This window comes from Nocardioides sp. NPDC101246, assembly GCF_044767415.1.
Taxonomy (GTDB): domain Bacteria; phylum Actinomycetota; class Actinomycetes; order Propionibacteriales; family Nocardioidaceae; genus Nocardioides.
The window spans coordinates 150,851-169,417 of the sequence record NZ_JBIWNX010000015.1 but is presented as its reverse complement, the minus strand read 5'-3'; the positions used below and the strand labels follow the sequence as shown (position 1 = coordinate 169,417).

The window sequence follows — 18,567 nt, the reverse complement described above, 5'->3', positions numbered from 1 at the left end:
AATCTTTTCTCGATCTGGTCCGGAGTCCAGGACCGCGAAGCGGCCGGCGAAGCCGGCGCCCGAAGGGCGTCCTTGACGCCGGCCCAGATCGAGAACACCCTCAAAGCAAGGGTCGGCGGCCCCCGGCCCCCCGAAGAAACAGTCCCCGACAACCGCCAGAACGAACTCAACAAGGTCGAAACACCCCGACCAGACCCCGAACCTGACCGTGTTGGTCTCGACACGCTCGCTGGCGCTCGCGGCTCGACCAGCGGGGGCGGCGGGTCGATCAGCGAGGGGCTCGACCAGCGAGGGGCTCGACCAGCGAGGGGCTCGACCAGCGAGGGCCTCGACCAGCGAGGGCCTCGACCAGCGAGGGCCTCGACCAGCGAGGGCCTCGAGATGTGAAGCGAACCACATAGGACGCTCACAGCCTCACCGAAAGGCTCGCACAGACCCGCGCTCGACCGTGGTCAGCATGACCCAACTCATCGACCCTCCCACGGCGAGATCGGCGCCAGAGCCGACACCGGCGGCGAAACCACGATGGCGCCCGGAGCGCGCGTCGCTGATCATTCTGCTGACGATCACAGCCGTGGCGTACCTGTGGACGCTGTCCGAGTCCGGATACGCCAACCAGTATTACTCCGCCGCCGCACAGGCCGGCGGTGAGAGCTGGAAGGCGTGGTTCTTCGGGGCGCTCGATGCGAGCAGCTCGATCACGGTGGACAAGCCGCCGGCGTCGCTGTGGGTGATGGGCCTGTCCGTACGCCTCTTCGGGCTGTCCTCGTGGAGCATCCTGGTTCCGCAGGCCCTGATGGGCGTGGCCACGGTCGGCCTCGTCCACGCGATGGTGAAGAAGGTCGCGCCGTGGCAGGCGGCGATCGCGGCGGGAGCGTTCACGGCGCTGACCCCGGCGGCGGCACTGATGTTCCGGTTCAACAACCCGGACGCGCTGCTGCTCCTGCTGCTGGTGAGTGCCGGGTTCTCGACGCTCAAGGCGATCGAGACCGGCAAGGCGCGGTGGATGGTGCTGGCCGGTGCGCTGCTCGGTTTCGGGTTCCTGACCAAGATGCTGCAGGCGTTCCTGATCATCCCGGCGATCGCGGTCGTCTACCTGATCGCCGGCAAGGGCTCGTTCGGCAGGAGGATGGCGCACGGCATCGCCTGCTTCGTCGCCATGGTCGTGAGTGCCGGCTGGTACATCGCGATCGTCGAGCTCATCCCGGAGTCCTGGCGCCCCTACATCGACGGCTCGACCGGCAACTCGCTCCTCGAGCTGACCCTCGGCTACAACGGGGTCGGCCGGCTCAACGGCGGCGACTACGGCGGCCTCGGCAACGCAGGCTTCTCCAGCGCCGCCGGGATCCTGCGCCTCTTCCAGGGCGTCTCCGGCGGGATGGTCTCCTGGCTGCTCCCCGCGGCACTGCTCTTCCTCGTCACCGGACTGATCGCGCTGCGCCGGGCGCCGCGTACGGACCTGACCCGTGCCGCCCTGATGCTCAGCGGGGCCACGATGCTCGTCACCGGCATGGTCTTCTCCTTCATGGAGGGCATCTACCACGACTACTACGTGGTCGCTCTGGCCCCGTGGATCGCCATCACCGCGGTCGTCGGCGCCATGATCATGTGGCGCGACCGGGACGGCCTCTTCGCCCGGATCACCCTGGCGGTCGCGATGGCCGGCAGCGCCGTGTGGGGCTGGGTGCTGCTCGGGCAGTCGGGCGAGCAGCCGTACGGGGCGCTGCGCTGGCCCGTCCTGATCATCGGTCTCGGCGTTGCTGCCGCCTTCGTCTTCGCGGACAGGCTCACCCGCCGAGCCGCGGCGGCGGTCCTCGCGGCGGCAGCCGTCACCCTGGGTGTCGGGCCCGCGGCGTACGCGATCCAGACGATCGGCACCGCTCACACCGGCTCGATCGTGACGGCCGGGCCGTACGAGGGCGGCGGCATGGGCGGGATGGGCGGTGGTCGTCCCGGTGGTGCCGGCGGCGGTCCAGGCGGTCAGGTCCAGAACGGCACCCCGCCGACCGGCCAGATGCCCGGCGGAACCACAGGCGGCACCACCGGCCAGGCCCCGCAGATGCCCGGCGGGAACGGTGGCGGCAACGGTGGCGGTCCCGGCGGTGGTCGCGGCGGAATGATGGGCGGCGGCGAGGTCGACGAGGAGCTCGCCGAGGCGGTGAGCACGAACGCCGGCAACTACACCTGGGTGGCCGCGACGATCGGCTCCCAGACCGCGGCCGGCCTCCAGCTCGAGACCGGCGAGGCCGTGATGGCGATCGGCGGCTTCAACGGCACCTCGAACAGCATCACGCTCGAGCAGTTCCAGGAGTACGTCGCCAACGGCGAGATCCACTACTTCATCGCCGGCGGCGGGATGGGCGGCATGAGAGGCGGCACCAGCGACGAGACCTCCAGCGCCTCCGAGATCAGCGCCTGGGTGACGGAGAACTTCACCCAGACCACGATCGGCAGCTCCACGGTCTACGACCTGACCGAGGAGGCGGAATGACCGCGGGAACGGCACTCTCCAGCGGGATGTGGGTGGTCGACGAGAAGCGGCTGCTGACGGCGATCGACCTGGTGATCCCGGTCCACAACGAGGAGAAGGGCCTGGAGGAGTCCGTACGCCACCTCGACGGCTACCTGCGCACACTGCCCTACTCCACGACGATCACGATCGCCGACAACGCCAGCACCGACGACACCTGGGAGATCGCGGAGCGGCTCGCGACCGAGATCACCCGGGTCCGTGCGATCCATCTCGACGAGAAGGGCCGGGGAAGAGCGCTCAAGGCCGCCTGGTCCACGTCCCGGGCGGAGGTGGTCGGCTACATGGACGTCGATCTCTCCACCGACCTGCGTGCCCTGCCGCCACTGCTCGCCCCGCTGGTCTCGGGCCACTCCGATGTCGCGATCGGGTCGCGGCTGGCCCGTGGCAGCCGGATCGAGCGGGGTCCGAAGCGGGACTTCCTGTCCAAGGGCTACAACCTGCTGCTGCGCGGCGTCCTCTCCGCGGAGTTCACCGATGCCCAGTGCGGCTTCAAGGCGATCCGCCGCGACGTGGCCGAGAAGCTGCTGCCGCTGGTCGAGGACGACAGCTGGTTCTTCGACACCGAGCTGCTCGTCCTGGCCTCCGAGGCCGGGCTGCGCGTGCACGAGGTGCCGGTGGACTGGGTCGACGACCCGGACTCGCGCGTGGACATCGTCAAGACCGTCAAGGAGGACCTGGCCGGCATCAGGAGACTGCTGTTCGGGCTGGTCAGCGGGCGGATCGACCTCAGCGGCGTACGCCCTCCCGGGCCCGTCCGGAGCCCGAGCCTGGCGGCTCAGGTGATCCGGTTCGGCGCGATCGGGGTGTTGAGCACGCTGGCGTACCTGCTCCTCTACGTCCTGCTCCGCACCACCGTCGGCGCGCAGGCGGCGAACCTGGTCGCGCTCCTGGTGACCGCGGTCGCCAACACCGCGGCCAACCGCCGGCTGACCTTCGGGATCACCGTGCGACAGGGCGCGGTCAAGCATCACGTGGCCGGGCTGGCCGCCTTCGGGGTCGGGCTCGCGCTGACCTCGGGATCGCTCGCGCTCCTCCACCTCGCCGCGCCCACCCCGGCCCGGGCGGTCGAGATCGTGGCCCTGGTGGCCGCCAACGCCGCGGCCACGCTGATCCGCTTCATCGCGCTCAGGTGGGTGATGAGCCCTCGCTCGTGAGCCGCTGGGTGCCGATGACGCGGAGCAGCTCGAGCTTCTCGGCGGCATCGGTGCCCTCGGCCGGGAAGTAGGCGAGCAGCTTCACCTCGGCCTCCTCGGTGAGCAGCACCTCGCAGCGTACGGTGACTTCGCCGACCTCCGGATGGCGGAACGTCTTCAGGTCGGCCCGCCGCACCGCTACCTCGTGCCGCTCCCACAGCCCCCGGAACTCCTCGCTCGCCTCGAGCAGGTCGTGCACGAGCGAGGTGATGTCGGGATCGCCGGCCCTGCGGGCGTACGTCGCACGCAGATCCATCACGTGGTTGGCGGAGAGCCGGTCCCAGTCCTCGGGCGGTGCGGGCCGCAGGTCGGGCGCGGTGAACCAGTGCCACACGACGTTGCGACCGCGGCCGGGTCGGTCGGGCAGGGGCGGCATCAGGGCGGTGGCGAGCTGGTTGCGCCACGCGATCTCGCCGGTGTCGGTGCAGATGATGACGGGGATGTCGGTCAGCCTGCGGGCCAGCGCGATCAGCCCCGGCCGGACGTAGCCGCCGGCACGCCGGGCGGGCGGTGTCATCCCGGCGAGGTAGAAGAGATGGTCGCGCTCGTCGAGATCGCACTGCAGCGCCCGTGCGATCGCGGAGAGCACCGACTCCGACGGCGCAGACCCACGCGCCTGCTCCAGCCGGGTGTAGTGGTCGGTCGAGACGCCGGCGAGCGAGGCGACCTCCTCCCGACGGAGTCCGGGCGTACGCCGCCGCAACCCGTCCGGGAGGCCGACATCGGAGGGCCGGAGCAGCTCCCGGCGTCGGCGCAGGAAGTCGGCGAGCTCATGGCGGTCGATCACACGCTCCATGATCCGTCGGTCGTGCCCGGTTATCCAGGGAGAGGCTCTCCCCGGATCTGCAGTGCCTTCCGGGCGCACGCCGCACGCCGCACGCTGGATCGCATGACGACTTCCAACAGGATCCAGTTCAGCAGCCGGCAGCTCGGCAAGACCGGCCCCACCGTCACCTCCCCCGCGCTGGGTGGGATGAGTCTCTCCGGCGTCTACGGCGCTGTCGACGACGACGAGGGCGTACGCGTCATCCACGCCTATCTCGACGCCGGCGGCACCCTGATCGACACCGGCGACTTCTACGGCGCCGGCCACAACGAGATGCTGATCGCCCGGGCGCTGCGCGAGCGTGACCGCGACGACGCGGTGCTCTCGGTGAAGTTCGGCGCGCTGATCACGCCTGCCGGGATGCCGGTCGGCTTCGACGGCCGCCCCGAGGCGGTCCGGTCCTTCCTGACCTACTCCCTCCAGCGGCTCGGCACCGACCACATCGACATCTACCGACCTGCCCGCGTCGACCCGCAGGTCCCGATCGAGGAGACGGTCGGCGCGGTCCAGGAGCTGGTGGAGGCGGGATACGTACGCCACATCGGACTCAGCGAGGTCAGCGCCGACACCATCCGGCGCGCCGCCGCGGTGGCCCCGATCAGCGACCTCCAGATCGAGTACTCCCTGCTCAGCCGGGGGATCGAGACCAACGGCATCCTCGACACCTGCCGCGAGCTGGGCATCGGCATCACCGCGTACAGCGTCCTCGGCCGTGGGCTGATCGGCGGAAGCGGTGCGCTCGGCGGCTCCCTCGCGCACATGCCGCGCTTCCAGGGCGACAACCTCGACCACAACCGCGCCCTGCTCGTCACCCTGGAGGAGCTCGCCACGGCCAAGGGCATCACCCTGGCCCAGCTCGCGATCGCCTGGGTCGCCGCCCGCGGAGAGCACATCGTCCCCGTCATCGGCTCCCGCCGGGTCAGCCAGGTCGAGTCGATGGTCGGTGCCAACGCCGTCACCCTCGACGAGGCCGACCTGGCCCGGATCGACGCCGCCGTGCCCGTCGGCGCCGCCCGCGGCGACCGCTACCCGACCCAGTTCATGGGACAGCTCGACAGTGAGCGCCCGGCCGCCGGCTGACGGGCCGGTCAGCCGGCGGGATCCGTCGCGCGCCAGCGCAGCGGATCCTCCTCGGACTCCTCGACGACGTGCGCGGCGAGGCCGACCGTACGACCGACCTGGAAGAACACCTCCGCGGCGGTATCGGGCAGCTCGCAGGTGACGACGAACGCCGCGAGCGCCCCGTCGATGCTCGGCAGGCGGCCGGTGCGGGAGGCGATCTCGCCCAGATGCGCCAGGGGCGACGCGGAGCCGTCGACGAGCGCGAGACGGGCGAGGACCGCATCGGCCCGCGGGTCGCCGTCGGGGTGGCGCCAGTGCCCGAAGCCGGTCACCGGGCGCCTCGGGTCTGCCGGCGGGCCGTCCCGCAGCACCGTGATTGCGGACGGGCCGATGCCGCCGTGCAGTTGCCCGGAGAGCGCGGCGTACCCGGCAACCAGGCAGTCGTGCGCCGAGGCCCGGGCCGAGGCCGCGACCCTGGCCGCGACCACCGAGGCCGCCAGGCCGTGGTCGAGGAGTGCGACCAGCGTGGTGTTGAGGGTGGCCACCTCACGTGGACTCCCCGGGCGTCCGGCGACGGCGGCGAAGACCGTGTCGGGGACCGGCCGGCCCGGCTCCGCCCGGCCACCGAGAGCGACCGGGACGGCGCCGAGCAGCCCCTTGGCGACGCCGGCAGCGGCGGCGGGCTCGACCCGATCGCCGTGCGACCCCGCCCACTGGGCGAGGGCGGGGAGCCGGCGGTTGAGCGGTAGCAGGGTCAGGTGCTCCGGCACGTCGACGGTGATCTCAGGAGCCGGCCCCAGGACGAGTTCGACCACTTCGTCCCACGGCTCGTCGGCCAGGTCGGCCAGCGGTACGCCGCGCAGGAACAGCTCTCCCTCGCGTACCTCGCTCACGCTCGAGCGGACCGAACGCATCGGCAGCACGCCGAGCGGGGAGCCGGGATGGTGACGCGTGCTGGCCAGCGCGTCGATCTCGGCCCGATCGAACAGGCTCTCGCCACCGGCGCGACGCCGGGTGAGCAGGCGCCGGCTGACATAGGTGTAGAGCGTCGTGCGCTTCACGCCCAGCCGCTGAGCGGCTTCTCTGGTGGTGATCCATTCGGTCACGACGACACTCTCGCCCACGCATCGGCTCCGGCGCCATGTCGACTCGATCGACATCGCGTCGCCCGAGTCCGGCGGGGCACGGTGGGCTCTCGACCCGATCCCGGAGGAGACGCCATGCTGCCGCTCAACGACCTCACCGACATCCGAGGGAGCTATCGGCTCCACGCCGTCGAGATGTCGACCTCGCCGTGCTTCCAGGCCTGGGCGGAAGGCGTCGCCGAAGACCCCGAGGCCCTCCGCGTGCTGGGCGAGCTGCCCACCCTGAAGCAGCAGGCCAACCTTGTCTTCGCGGCGGCCCGCTGGCACGGTCTGGAGCCGGGTCCGTACGCGGACCTGCGGGCGCTGCTGCTCGGACCCGAGTGGCCGGCGGTGCGCGAGACGATCCTCGAGCGGCGTACCCAGACCAACGAGGTCGCCCGGATGACCGCCCTGGCCCCGGCGCTGGCGATGCTCGGCGAGGAGCCCCTCGCGCTCGTCGAGCTCGGAGCCAGCGCGGGCCTGTGCCTCTACCCGGATCGCTACGACTACGTCTGGACGGGCGCGGGCGAGCTCCGTGGGTCGGGAGGACCGACGCTCCGGATCCCTGCGGTCGGACCCGTCCCGATCCCCGCGGGACCGCTCCGCATCGCCACCCGCGTCGGGATCGACCTCAACCCGCTCGACGTCGCCGACGAGGACGACATGGCCTGGCTCCTCGCCCTGATCTGGCCGGGCCAGGACGAGCGGCGCGACCGACTCTCCGCGGCGATCGAGGTGGCCAGGGCCGAACCGCCGCAGCTCCTTGCCGGCGACATGCTCGACCGGCTCGACGATGCGCTCGAGATCGCCGCCGCCTCCGGTGGGACGCCGGTGGTCCACCACAGTGCGGCGGTCGCCTACCTCGAGGACAGCGACCGCCGCCGCCTCGAGACCCGGATGCGTACGTTGGTGGCGGCCGGAACGTGCCACTGGATCAGCCTCGAGGGCCCGAGCGTGATCCCTTCGCTCGCCGCCACCGCGTCCTCGCCCACCGTCCCTCACCCCGGTCATCGCTTCTGCCTGGCCGTCGACGGACGCGCTGTCGCCTGGTTCCAGGGCCACGGCTCGGCGCTCGAGTGGGTCTCACCGTGAGACCGTGAGGAAGACCACATGTCTTGGACCGATACAACCGGCCAACCCTGGTGTCCACCTGCTGATCTGCCCTACCGTTACCGGCCGGTAACCAGCACGGTGGGGTTCCGGACCGGTGCCGGTCATGAATCGGTCACGCGCTGATCGGCTGACCGGGATCCCACCATGCTGGAGACTGAAGACACTGCGCTGCTAGACCAAGGAGTCGAGGATGCTCATCGGAGTGACCCGAGAGACGAAGCCCGGGGAGACCCGGGTGGCGGCCACCCCCGCGACCGTCAAACAACTGACCGGTCTGGGCTATGACGTCGTCATCGAGGGTGGAGCCGGCGAGGCGTCCAGCTTCAAGGACGAGGCGTACGCCGAGGCAGGCGGCCGCATCGGCACCGACGCCGACGCGTGGGGTGCTGACCTGGTCTTCCGGGTCAACGCGCCCTCCGTCGGCGAGGTCGAGCTGCTGAAGAGCGGCGCCACCCTGGTCGCCCCGCTGGCACCGGCACAGAGCGCCGAGCTCCTCGACGCCCTGGCCGCCCGCAAGGTCGACGCCTTCGCGATGGACGCGGTGCCGCGCATCTCGCGCGCCCAGTCCATGGACATCCTCTCCAGCCAGGCCAACATCGCGGGCTACCGCGCCGTGGTCGAGGCGGCTCACCACTTCGGCCGCTTCTTCACCGGCCAGGTGACCGCGGCGGGCAAGGTGCCACCGGCGAAGGTGCTGGTGGCCGGTGCCGGTGTGGCCGGTCTGGCCGCCATCGGTGCGGCGAGCTCGCTGGGCGCGATCGTGCGGGCGACCGACCCTCGCCCGGAGGTCGCCGACCAGGTCAAGTCGCTCGGCGGTGAATACCTGAAGGTGGAGGTCGAGGTCGAGAAGTCGACCGACGGCTACGCGAAGGCGACCTCGGAGGCCTACGACCAGCGCGCCGCGGAGATCTACTCCGAGCAGGCCGAGGACGTCGACATCATCGTGACGACCGCGCTGATCCCGGGCCGTCCGGCGCCGAAGCTGATCACCGCGGCGGACGTGGCCTCCATGAAGTCCGGCTCGGTCATCGTCGACATGGCGGCCGCGATGGGCGGCAACGTGGAGGGCACCGTCAAGGACGAGGTCGTCATCACGCCCAACGGCGTCACGATCATCGGCTACACCGACCTGCCCGCGCGCCTTCCCGCGCAGTCCAGCCAGCTCTACGGCACCAACCTGGTGAACCTGATGAAGCTGGTGACGCCCGAGAAGGATGGCGTGCTCGCCCTCGATCTCGAGGACCAGGTCCAGCGCGGCCTGACCGTCGTGCACGACGGTGGCGTGCTCTGGCCGCCCCCGCCGGTGCAGGTCTCCGCGGCTCCGGCCGTCGCCGCGCCCGCCGAGGTCGCGGTCAAGGAGGAGAAGAAGCCGCTCTCCGCCGGCGCCAAGCTCGCGCTGGTCGGCACCGGTGCGCTCGCGCTCTTCCTGCTCAACGCGGTCGCCCCGGCCGAGATCACCCGGCACTTCACGGTGCTCACGCTGTCCGTGGTGATCGGGTTCTACGTGATCGGCCATGTGCACCACGCGCTGCACACCCCGCTGATGTCGGTGACCAACGCGATCTCCGGCATCGTCGTCGTGGGCGCCCTGCTGCAGCTCACCGTCGCTGACAACGTGGTGCTCGTCCTCGCGGGCATCGCCACGCTGCTGGCGAGCATCAACATCTTCGGTGGCTTCGCCGTGACCCGCCGCATGCTCTCGATGTTCCGGAAGGCCTGAGGTACGCACATCATGGATATCTTCTCGATCGCCGGTGCGGCCTACCTCGTCGCCGCCCTCCTCTTCATCCTGTCGCTGGCGGGGCTGTCCAAGCACGAGACCGCCTCCCAGGGCTGGCTCTACGGCGTAGCAGGCATGACGCTGGCGCTGGTCGCGACCGTCATCCAGGTCGTCGACGGCGGCACCGCCACTGCGGTGATCGTCCTGGTCGCCGCCGTCGCCATCGGCGCCGTCATCGGCCTGTGGCGTGCCAAGGTCGTCGAGATGACCGGCATGCCCGAGCTGATCGCGCTGCTGCACTCCTTCGTCGGTCTGGCCGCCGTCCTGATCGGCTGGAACGGCCACCTCGAGGCCGCCGCCGGCCACGTCCACGGTGGAGCCATCCACTCGGCCGAGGTCTTCATCGGTGTCTTCATCGGTGCGGTCACCTTCACCGGCTCGATCGTCGCCTTCCTCAAGCTCTCCGCGCGGATGAAGTCGGCGCCGCTGATGCTGCCCGGCAAGAACGTCATCAACATCGGCGCCCTGGTCGTCTTCGTGATCCTGACGGTCGTGTACGTCATCAACCCGACGCTCCCGCTGCTGATCGCGGTCACCGTCGTGGCGCTGGCGCTCGGCTGGCACCTGGTCGCCTCCATCGGTGGCGGTGACATGCCGGTCGTGGTCTCGATGCTCAACAGCTACTCCGGATGGGCCGCGGCCGCCTCGGGCTTCCTCCTGAGCAACGACCTGCTGATCGTCACCGGCGCCCTGGTCGGCTCCTCGGGTGCGTACCTCTCCTACATCATGTGCAAGGCGATGAACCGCTCGTTCATCTCGGTCATCGCCGGCGGGTTCGGCATCGATGCCGGGCCGTCCGGTGACGTCGACTACGGCGAGCACCGCGAGATCAACGCCGAGGACACCGCCGAGCTCCTCGCCGGCGCCTCCTCGGTCGTGATCACCCCGGGCTACGGCATGGCCGTCGCCCAGGCGCAGTACCCGGTCGCCGAGCTCACCCGCATCCTGCGGGACAAGGGCGTGGACGTACGTTTCGGTATCCACCCCGTCGCCGGCCGTCTCCCGGGCCACATGAACGTGCTGCTGGCCGAGGCCAAGGTGCCCTACGACATCGTCCTGGAGATGGACGAGGTCAACGACGACCTGGCCGAGACCGACGTCGTCCTGGTCATCGGTGCCAACGACACCGTGAACCCGGCCGCCGCCGAGGACCCCACCTCGCCCATCGCGGGCATGCCCGTCCTGCGGGTCTGGGAGGCCAAGAACGTGGTCGTCTTCAAGCGGTCCATGGCCGCGGGCTATGCCGGTGTGCAGAACCCGCTCTTCTTCCGGGAGAACACGCAGATGCTCTTCGGCGACGCCAAGACCAAGGTCGACGAGATCGTCAGCGCCCTCGCCCGGGTGCCTGCCTGACCGATCGACGGGCTGGTGACGTACAGGATCCTGTACGTCGCCAGCCCGTCGTCATCTCCGGCTCACTCGCTCGTGCTCTGGAACCTGTGAGACAGTTTGTCGTCCAAGTCGGTAGACATTGCAGAATAGGGGCATGACTGCCGCGAAGCGCGCGCCCCAGCCCGGCGCCGAGGATCTGACCGAGCACCTGCGTGACCGCTGGTCGGTGAGCGTCTTCGACCCGGCCCACGAGCTTGCCGACGCCGAGATCAGGCTGCTCCTCGAGGCGGCCCGGTGGGCGCCGAGCGCGGGCAACAGTCAGCCGTGGTCGTTCCTGGTCCTGCCCCGGGGATCGGCAGGCCACGAGACCTTCGTGTCCCACCTCTCGCGCGGCAACTCCGGCTGGGTCCCACGCGCCTCGGCCGTGTTCGTCGCGATCGCCCAGGTCGGTGTGGGCCCCGACGGCAACGGCCCGAAGTGGTCGGACTACTCCCACTACGACCTCGGCCAGGCCGCGGCGCACCTGACCGTCCAGGCCGCCTCGCTCGGCCTCTCCTCCCACCAGTTCGCCGGGTTCGACCACGATGCCGTGGCAGCGGCCTTCGGCGTACCGGACTGGTGGAAGGTGATGACCGGGATCGCGGTCGGACTCCATGGCGACCCGGCCCAGGTCGATCCGCACGATGCCGAGCGGGAGGAGCGCGAGCGTGTCCGGCGGCCGCTCGAGGAGACGGCTTTCGCCGACAAATGGGGCACGCCCTGGGCGTGATGCCCCGGGCCCTGCATCCCAGAAGGCCATAAAAAGGACGTACCCATCGGGGCATCGGTCTAAGGTTCCTGGGTGAAGAACGGTCAGGGAGCAGGTCGGTTCCGGCGCGTCGCGGCAGGTCTGCTCGTGCTGGGGGTGCTCGGTGCTGGGCTGGTGATGACCGCTCCGGTCGCCGTCGCGGCGCCCGACGACGGTGTCGGCGAGTCCTCCCGCACCCGCTATGTGCTCGACGAGAAGGCCCGCACCGTCAAGGTCAAGGCCGAGGTCACGGTCACCAACCAGCAGCCGAGCACGGCCACCACCTACTACTTCCTGACCGGCCACGCGATCCCGATCCCGGCTGGGGCGAAGAAGGTCAGAGCGACCAGCAACGGGACGAAGCTGCCGGTGAGCACCGAGAAGATCGATGGCACCCCTCTCGAGGTGGTGACGGTGTCCTTCCCGAACCTCTACTACGGCAAGTCGCGCACCATCACCTGGACCTACGAGCTGAAGGGTGCCCCGATCCGGGCGAAGAAGAACCACATCCGGATCGGCGAGGGGTACGCCGTCTTCCCCGTGATCGGCCTCGGTGACGACGGGGAGGTGACCGTCGACGTCGTGCTCCCGAAGTCGATGACGTTCACCGCCTCCTCGGGCGACTTCGACAAGCGGACCAAGGGCAACACGACGACCTGGCACTCCGAAGGCGACTTCGTCGACGCCGACGTCTCTGCCCGCGACCCGAAGGCCTTCGACGAGAAGAAGATCGAGGTCGGTGACACGAAGCTGTCGCTGCAGAGCTTCCCCGAGGACAAGGAGTGGCTCGACTTTGCCGAGAAGCGGGTCACCGAGGGCATGCCGCTGCTGGAGGACCTGACCGGAAACGAGTGGCCGGGTGGACTGGAGACGGTTCGTGAGGACGGGTCGTCGGAAGCGGTCGGCTACGCCTGGTTCGACTCCGACGCCGATGAGATCGTCGTCTCCGAGGACCTGGACACGGCGATCCTCTACCACGAGATGACCCACGCCTGGATCAACCCCGACATCGTCGAGGGCCGCTGGCTGAGCGAAGGCCTGACCGAGGTCATCGCCCAGCATGCGACGAAGAAGGTCGGTGCCAAGGGACAGAAGTACGGCAAGGTGAAGCGTCGCGGCAAGGCCGCGTTCCCTCTGCTGACCTGGGATGCCGCCGGGTGGAGCCAGGAGAAGGACGCGTACGGCTATCCGGCTGCCTACACGGCCGTCTCGGCCATGCTCGCGGACCTCTCCGACGAGGAGCTGACCCGTGTGGTCGACGACGTCTACGACGGCCGCAGCGGTTACGACGCCGCCGATGACCAGATCACCAGCGGTCCGGTCGACTGGCGCTTCTTCCTCGACATCGTGCAGAAGTACGACACCGACGGCTCCCCGGAGAAGCCGCTGAAGAACTGGGTGCTCACCCGCGCCGAGGCCAAGCAGCTCGAGCCGAGGGCCAAGGCCCGCAAGACGTACGCCGAGATCGACCGTGTCAACGGCGAGTGGCTGCCGCCGCGGGGGCTCCGCAGCGTCATGGCCGAGTGGAGCTTCGAGGACGTGGACGGTGTCGTGGGGCAGATCGGTGACGCGAACGCCGATGCCGCCACGGTCCAGGCGGCGGCCGAGAAGGCCGGTCTGCCGGTGCCGACCGCGGTCAAGGACGCCTACGAGGGCGCGAACGACGAGTCCCGGTACCGCGAGCTCGCCACCATGCTTCCCCGCGCCGCCGAGGTGGTCACCGAGGTCGGTGACGCGACGGCCGAGGTCGAGGGGATGCAGAACCCGCTGACCGAGCTCGGTGAGCTCGTGCTGTTCCTCGACCTGGGCGCGGCCAGTGCTCGCGCCGACCTGGACGACGGCCATCTCGAGGACGCCTCGGCCACCGCGTCCGGGGTGCGCGCCCGGGCCGACTGGGCGCTGGTCGCCGGTCTGGTCGCACTGCTCGTGCTCGCCGGTGCGGCGTACGCAGCGTTCCGGGTGCTCCGCAGCCCGTGGGCGAAGGGCCGGCGCGAGGCTCGCCGGCTGCGGCGGGCGAACCGCAAGGCCTTCCTTGCCCAGGTCAAGGAGACGAAGAAGGCGGGCGCTCCGTGGGACCGCCCGGCTCCGCCGACGCCCCCGATGCCACCGATGCCCCCAGCGCCGCCGGCGCCGCCGGGATCAGTCGGTGGCGAGCTCTTCGGCGTACAGCGCGGCCCCTACGGCCCCGGCGGTGTTGAGCAGCTTCGCCGGAATGATCTCGGTGTCCAGGTCGAGCAGCGGCAGGAATTCCGCCGCCTCCTTCGAGACCCCTCCGCCGACAAGGAATAGGTCGGGGGAGAAGAGCATCTCCAGGTGCTGGTAGTACTTCTGCAGCCGCTTGGCCCAGTGCTTCCAGGAGAGCTCCTCGCGCTTGCGGGCGACGTTGGAGGCGCGGGTCTCGGCGTCGTGGCCGTCGAGCTCGAGGTGGCCGAGCTCGGTGTTGGGCACGAGCATGCCGTCGTAGAGGAGTGCCGAGCCGATACCGGTGCCGAGAGTGGTCATGATGACCAGCCCGCGGCGACCCTGGGCGGCGCCGTAGCGGACCTCGGCCAGTCCGGCGGCGTCGGCGTCGTTGACCACGTGCACGTCCCGGCCGGTGGCCGCCGTGAAGATCGCGTCCGCGTCGGCACCGATCCAGGACTTGTCGATGTTGGCCGCGGAGTGGACCACCCCGTGACGTACGACGCCGGGGACGGTCACGCCGACCTTCCCGTCGTAGTCCGGGAACTGGGCGAGCAGGTCCACGAAGATCTCGGCGATCGCTTCGGGCGTGGATCTCTCGGGGGTCGGGATGCGTACGCGTTCCTCGGCGAACTCGCCGGTCGCGAGATCGATCGGGGCACCCTTGATGCCCGTGCCGCCGAAGTCGATGCCGAAGGGCAGGCTCGTCGTCATGAGCCCATCCTATTTACAACCGGTGACGTGACGTACGACACTTGACAGATCATCCTGATTTGTCAAGGGAGACGACGATGGAGATCGCCAACAGCACCGTGCCCGAGGGGTCGACCGACCGGTGGCGCGACAAGAAGCGCTATCTGTGGCTGCTGGGGTTGGTGGTCCCGATTCTCGGCTTCATCGCGATCGGAGGCTGGCATCTCACCGACATCGGCGCGTTCCTGTGGACCGGGCCGATCATCATCCTCATCGTCGTCCCGGCGATCGACCTGTTCGCGGGGCTCGACCAGTCCAACCCGCCCGACGACATGATCGAGGCGCTGGAGAACGACCGCTACTACCGCTGGATCGTCTACTCCTACCTCCCCCTGCAGTACGCCGTCTTCGTCGGCGGCATGGCGATCGCCGCCCACGGCGCCCTGGACGGCCACACGCTGAGCATCATCGACAGGGTCGGGCTGGCGATCTCGGTCGGCTGCATCGGCGGGATCGGCATCAACACCGCCCACGAGCTCGGCCACAAGCGCGAGGACGTCGAGCGCTGGCTCTCCAAGGTCGCGCTCGCGCAGAGCTTCTACGGCCACTTCTACATCGAGCACAACCGCGGCCACCACGTCCGCGTCGCGACCCCCGAGGACCCGGCCTCGGCCAAGGTCGGCGAGTCCTTCTACGCCTTCTGGCCCCGCACGGTCTCGGGGTCGCTGAAGAGCGCCTGGCGGCTGGAGAAGAAGAGGTACGCCCGCCGTGACCAGCACCCGTTCCGGATCGGCAACGACGTCCTCAACGCCTGGCTGATGTCCGCGGTGCTCTGGGGCGCGCTGATCGTCTGGCTCGGGCCGGTGGTGGTCCCGTTCCTGCTGATCCAGGCCGTCGTCGGGTTCTCGCTGCTCGAGGTGATCAACTACATGGAGCACTACGGGATGCTGCGACAGAAGGTCGGCCGGCGCTACGAGCGCGTCGACCCCAGCCACTCCTGGAACTCCAACAACATCGCCACCAACGTGCTGCTCTACCACCTGCAGCGCCACAGCGACCACCACGCCAACCCCGTACGCCGCTACCAGACCCTGCGCGACTACAAGGAGTCCCCGGTGCTGCCGACGGGCTATGCCGGGATGATCCTGATCGCGATCCTGCCGCCGGTCTGGCGCCGGGTGATGGACCCCAGGGTGCTGGCGCACTTCGACGGCGACATCTCGCGGGCCAACATCCTGCCGCGCAAGCGGGCCAGGATCCTGGCCGCGTATCCGCCGCCGGTCGCAGATCGTGCCGATGCCGGCGACGACACCGTCGCGCAGGTCATCGGTCAGGAGGTGCTGGCGGCCCGCTGTCCCGGGTGCGGCTACACCTACCGGGTGGAGGAGGGCAACGAGGCCGAAGGGTTCGCCGCCGGCACATCGTGGGGGGACGTGCCGGACGACTGGTGCTGCCCGGACTGTGGCGTGCGCGAGAAGGTCGACTTCGTGCCTCTCGCCTCGGACTCCGTCTCGTAGCCCTCCTCGGACAGGAGACAGCCCCCGACCTCGTACGAGATCGGGGGCTGTCTTTTCGTCAGGAGCCGTCAGCTCTTGGAGAGCTCCGGTTCACGCTTCTCGTCGGCGTAGCGGTCGGAGAGGTAGTGCCGCTCCAGGCTCTCGCCCTCGACGTCGACGTTGGGGAGGATCCGGTCGAGCCACTTCGGCAGCCACCAGGCCTTCTCCTTCATCAGGTACATCAGGGTCGGGATGAGGAGCATCCGGACCACGAAGGCGTCGAAGATGACCGCTGCCGAGAGCGCGAAGCCCATCGACTTGATGATCGGGTCGTCCATCAGGATGAAGCCGGAGAACACCGCGGTCATGATCAGCGCCGCGGCGGTGACGACGCGTGCCGAGTTGCGGAACCCGTCGACCACGGCCTCGCGGTAGGAGGCGCCGTGGACGTGGGCCTCGCGGATCCGGGTCACCAGGAAGACCTGGTAGTCCATCGCCAGCCCGAAGACCAGCCCGATCAGGAAGATCGGGATGAAGCTGACGATCGGCTGGCCCTCGAAGATGCCGAAGGCGCCCTCCTGGAAGATCGCGACCGTGGCTCCGAGGGTGGCCAGGACCGAGAGCAGGAAGCCGAGCGTCGCGGTCAGCGGCACCAGGATCGAGCGGAAGACGAGCATCAGCAGGATGAACGCCAGGCCGATCACGATCGCGAGGTAGGGCAGCAGCGCGTCGTTGAGCTTCTCGGAGATGTCGGACATGATCGCCGAGGTGCCGGTGACCGCGAGGTCGGTGCCGGTCGCCTCCTCGATCGCGCCCTCGCCGTCACGCAGCTCGGCGAGCAGGTCTTCGGTCGCCTCGTCCTCCGGGGTGGTCTCCGGCTCGATCAGGATGACCGCGCCGTTGTCGTTGCCCGAGGGCGGGACCACCTTGGCGACGCCGTCCAGCGAGGCGGCCCAGTCGGCGACCTCCGCATAGGCCTTCTGCTTGGCGGCCGTGTCGCCGGACATGTCGCGGGCGTCGACCACGAGCATCATCGGGTCGAGGCGGCCCGGGCCGAAGCCCTCCTCCACCAGCTCGACCGCCTGGCGGCGCGAGCTGTCCTCCGGAGCGGTGCCGTCGCCCGGCATGCCCAGGTGCAGGTCCTTGAACGGGATGGCCAGCGAACCGAGGCCGATGACGGCGATCAGCACCCACAGGATCGGCGCCTTGCCGATGAACCGGGCCCAACGTACGCCGTTGTTGAGGATGTGGCCGTCGGCCTCACGCTTCGGGTTGTAGCGGCGTACGTTCAGGCCGAAGGCCTTCGACTTGAACAGGCCGAGGATCGCAGGCAGCAGGGTGAGCGCGACCAGGACCGCGACCACGACGGTGACGGCGGCGCCGAGGCCCATCGCGGTCAGGAACGGGATGCCGACGACGCTGAGCGCGGCGAGGGCGATGACGACGGTCAGGCCGGCGAAGACGACCGCCGAGCCGGCGGTGCCGACCGCGATGCCGATCGCTTCCTCGCGGTCGTCGGTGTGGTCGAGCTCGCTGCGGTAGCGCGAGAGGATGAACAGGGCGTAGTCGATCCCGACCGCCAGCCCGATCATCGTGGCGAGCATCGGGGTGGTCGAGGAGACGTCGGTGAACGCGGTCAGGGCGGTGATGCCCATCGTGCCGATGCCGACGCCGACGCCGGCGGTGATGATCGGGAGGCCGGCGGCCACGAACGAGCCGAAGGTGATCAGCAGGATGAACAGGGCGATGATGATGCCGAACAGCTCCGAGCTGGCGCTGCCGATCTCCATGACCTGCATGCCCTGGCCGCGCACCTCGATCTGCAGGCCGGAGGCCTCGGCGGCGTCGTCGACGACGTCGGTGACCTCCTTCTGCATCTCAGGAGTCACGTCGGTCGCCTCGAGGTCCTCGAACTCGGTCGAGATGAGCCCGATCCGGCCGTCCTCGGACAGGGTCGGCTGGGCCTGGAGCTGACCGAGCAGCATCTGCAGCGCCTGCTGCGTCGTCACCTTCTGGCCACTCTCGGCCGACATCGCCTTCGCGGTCGCCGGGGCAGCGGCCTCGGCCATCTCCGGGGTCCAGAGGTAGGAGATCTGGTCGGGTACGTCATCGAGCGCGGCGAGCTTCGTGACGAGGTCGTTCACGGCGGCCTGGTTCTCGGGAGTCGTGAGGGTCTCGCCCTCGGGAGCGGCGACGACCACCTCGATCGAGGCGGCGTCGAGCACCGAACCGCCTTCGGTGCCCATGATCTCGGGCAGCTCCTCGGCGGCCTCGACCGACTCGAGGCCGGGCATGGTGAAGGTGGTGGACATGGGCTTGGACATCGTGGTCGCCACCGCGCCGATGCCGATGATCACGACCAGCCAGGCGGCGATGAACACCGGCCATCGCCGGTAGGCGGTCTTTCCGAGTCGATAGAGCAGCTTGGCCATGAGGGGTTCTCCCTA

General features: G+C 69.7%; 12 protein-coding genes. 8 read left to right on the top strand and 4 right to left on the bottom strand.

Annotated elements, in window-relative coordinates; genetic code table 11:
- Window positions 1-574: 574 nt before the first annotated feature.
- Both ACIRON_RS24955 and ACIRON_RS24950 read left to right on the top strand, forming a co-directional pair.
- Complete coding sequence (locus ACIRON_RS24955) at window positions 575-2,491, top strand: ArnT family glycosyltransferase (RefSeq protein WP_402996526.1); 1,917 nt, start codon at window positions 575-577, stop codon at window positions 2,489-2,491.
- Window positions 2,488-3,687: a glycosyltransferase gene (locus ACIRON_RS24950; protein WP_402996525.1), complete on the top strand. Its 1,200-nt coding sequence runs from the start codon at window positions 2,488-2,490 to the stop codon at window positions 3,685-3,687. The genes ACIRON_RS24955 and ACIRON_RS24950 overlap by 4 nt, the downstream gene beginning before the upstream one ends.
- Here ACIRON_RS24950 and ACIRON_RS24945 read toward each other — a convergent pair.
- Window positions 3,659-4,522, bottom strand: a complete 864-nt coding sequence (locus ACIRON_RS24945) for a helix-turn-helix transcriptional regulator (protein ID WP_402996524.1) — start codon at window positions 4,520-4,522, stop codon at window positions 3,659-3,661. The genes ACIRON_RS24950 and ACIRON_RS24945 overlap by 29 nt on opposite strands.
- A gap of 93 nt (window positions 4,523-4,615) precedes the next feature.
- Between ACIRON_RS24945 and ACIRON_RS24940 the strand changes: the two genes are divergently transcribed.
- Window positions 4,616-5,632 (top strand): aldo/keto reductase, encoded by a 1,017-nt coding sequence (locus ACIRON_RS24940; RefSeq protein ID WP_402996523.1) that lies wholly within the window; start codon window positions 4,616-4,618, stop codon window positions 5,630-5,632.
- A gap of 8 nt (window positions 5,633-5,640) precedes the next feature.
- On the opposite strand, the gene ACIRON_RS24935 is transcribed toward ACIRON_RS24940, so the two are convergent.
- Window positions 5,641-6,720, bottom strand: a complete 1,080-nt coding sequence (locus tag ACIRON_RS24935) for a citrate synthase (protein ID WP_402996522.1) — start codon at window positions 6,718-6,720, stop codon at window positions 5,641-5,643.
- A 114-nt stretch (window positions 6,721-6,834) separates the two neighbouring features.
- On the opposite strand from ACIRON_RS24935, the gene ACIRON_RS24930 reads away from it, so the two are divergent.
- The 4 genes from ACIRON_RS24930 to ACIRON_RS24915 all read left to right on the top strand — a co-directional run bounded on the left by ACIRON_RS24930 (window position 6,835) and on the right by ACIRON_RS24915 (window position 11,732).
- Window positions 6,835-7,830 carry a DUF2332 domain-containing protein gene (locus ACIRON_RS24930; protein ID WP_402996520.1) on the top strand — a complete coding sequence of 332 codons (996 nt, stop codon included), beginning with the start codon at window positions 6,835-6,837 and terminating at the stop codon, window positions 7,828-7,830.
- Window positions 7,831-8,041: 211 nt separating this feature from the next.
- Window positions 8,042-9,571 (top strand): Re/Si-specific NAD(P)(+) transhydrogenase subunit alpha, encoded by a 1,530-nt coding sequence (locus ACIRON_RS24925; RefSeq protein ID WP_402996518.1) that lies wholly within the window; start codon window positions 8,042-8,044, stop codon window positions 9,569-9,571.
- A gap of 12 nt (window positions 9,572-9,583) precedes the next feature.
- Window positions 9,584-10,984 carry a Re/Si-specific NAD(P)(+) transhydrogenase subunit beta gene (gene pntB, locus ACIRON_RS24920; RefSeq protein ID WP_402996516.1) on the top strand — a complete coding sequence of 467 codons (1,401 nt, stop codon included), beginning with the start codon at window positions 9,584-9,586 and terminating at the stop codon, window positions 10,982-10,984.
- Window positions 10,985-11,117: 133 nt separating this feature from the next.
- Window positions 11,118-11,732, top strand: a complete 615-nt coding sequence (locus tag ACIRON_RS24915; RefSeq protein ID WP_091043748.1) for a nitroreductase family protein — start codon at window positions 11,118-11,120, stop codon at window positions 11,730-11,732.
- A 2,157-nt stretch (window positions 11,733-13,889) separates the two neighbouring features.
- Here the strand turns inward: ACIRON_RS24915 and ppgK are convergent.
- Complete coding sequence (gene ppgK / locus ACIRON_RS24910) at window positions 13,890-14,645, bottom strand: polyphosphate--glucose phosphotransferase (protein WP_402996514.1); 756 nt, start codon at window positions 14,643-14,645, stop codon at window positions 13,890-13,892.
- Window positions 14,646-14,722: 77 nt separating this feature from the next.
- Between ppgK and ACIRON_RS24905 the strand changes: the two genes are divergently transcribed.
- Window positions 14,723-16,141 carry a fatty acid desaturase gene (locus ACIRON_RS24905; RefSeq protein ID WP_402996512.1) on the top strand — a complete coding sequence of 473 codons (1,419 nt, stop codon included), beginning with the start codon at window positions 14,723-14,725 and terminating at the stop codon, window positions 16,139-16,141.
- A 68-nt stretch (window positions 16,142-16,209) separates the two neighbouring features.
- On the opposite strand, the gene ACIRON_RS24900 is transcribed toward ACIRON_RS24905, so the two are convergent.
- The gene (locus ACIRON_RS24900) at window positions 16,210-18,552 is read right to left on the bottom strand and encodes an MMPL family transporter (protein WP_402996510.1); all 2,343 of its coding nucleotides are present in this window, start codon (window positions 18,550-18,552) and stop codon (window positions 16,210-16,212) included.
- Window positions 18,553-18,567: the final 15 nt, after the last annotated feature.

What these genes read in the sequence shown, in the direction of transcription:
- ACIRON_RS24940 (WP_402996523.1), top strand. Translation starts at nt 4,616, where the DNA reads ATGACGACTTCCAACAGGATCCAGTTCAGCAGCCGGCAGCTCGGCAAG.
- ppgK (WP_402996514.1), bottom strand. Translation starts at nt 14,645, where the DNA reads ATGACGACGAGCCTGCCCTTCGGCATCGACTTCGGCGGCACGGGCATC.
- ACIRON_RS24925 (WP_402996518.1), top strand. Translation starts at nt 8,042, where the DNA reads ATGCTCATCGGAGTGACCCGAGAGACGAAGCCCGGGGAGACCCGGGTG.
- ACIRON_RS24905 (WP_402996512.1), top strand. Translation starts at nt 14,723, where the DNA reads ATGGAGATCGCCAACAGCACCGTGCCCGAGGGGTCGACCGACCGGTGG.
- ACIRON_RS24930 (WP_402996520.1), top strand. Translation starts at nt 6,835, where the DNA reads ATGCTGCCGCTCAACGACCTCACCGACATCCGAGGGAGCTATCGGCTC.
- ACIRON_RS24950 (WP_402996525.1), top strand. Translation starts at nt 2,488, where the DNA reads ATGACCGCGGGAACGGCACTCTCCAGCGGGATGTGGGTGGTCGACGAG.
- ACIRON_RS24945 (WP_402996524.1), bottom strand. Translation starts at nt 4,522, where the DNA reads ATGGAGCGTGTGATCGACCGCCATGAGCTCGCCGACTTCCTGCGCCGA.
- pntB (WP_402996516.1), top strand. Translation starts at nt 9,584, where the DNA reads ATGGATATCTTCTCGATCGCCGGTGCGGCCTACCTCGTCGCCGCCCTC.
- ACIRON_RS24915 (WP_091043748.1), top strand. Translation starts at nt 11,118, where the DNA reads ATGACTGCCGCGAAGCGCGCGCCCCAGCCCGGCGCCGAGGATCTGACC.
- ACIRON_RS24900 (WP_402996510.1), bottom strand. Translation starts at nt 18,552, where the DNA reads ATGGCCAAGCTGCTCTATCGACTCGGAAAGACCGCCTACCGGCGATGG.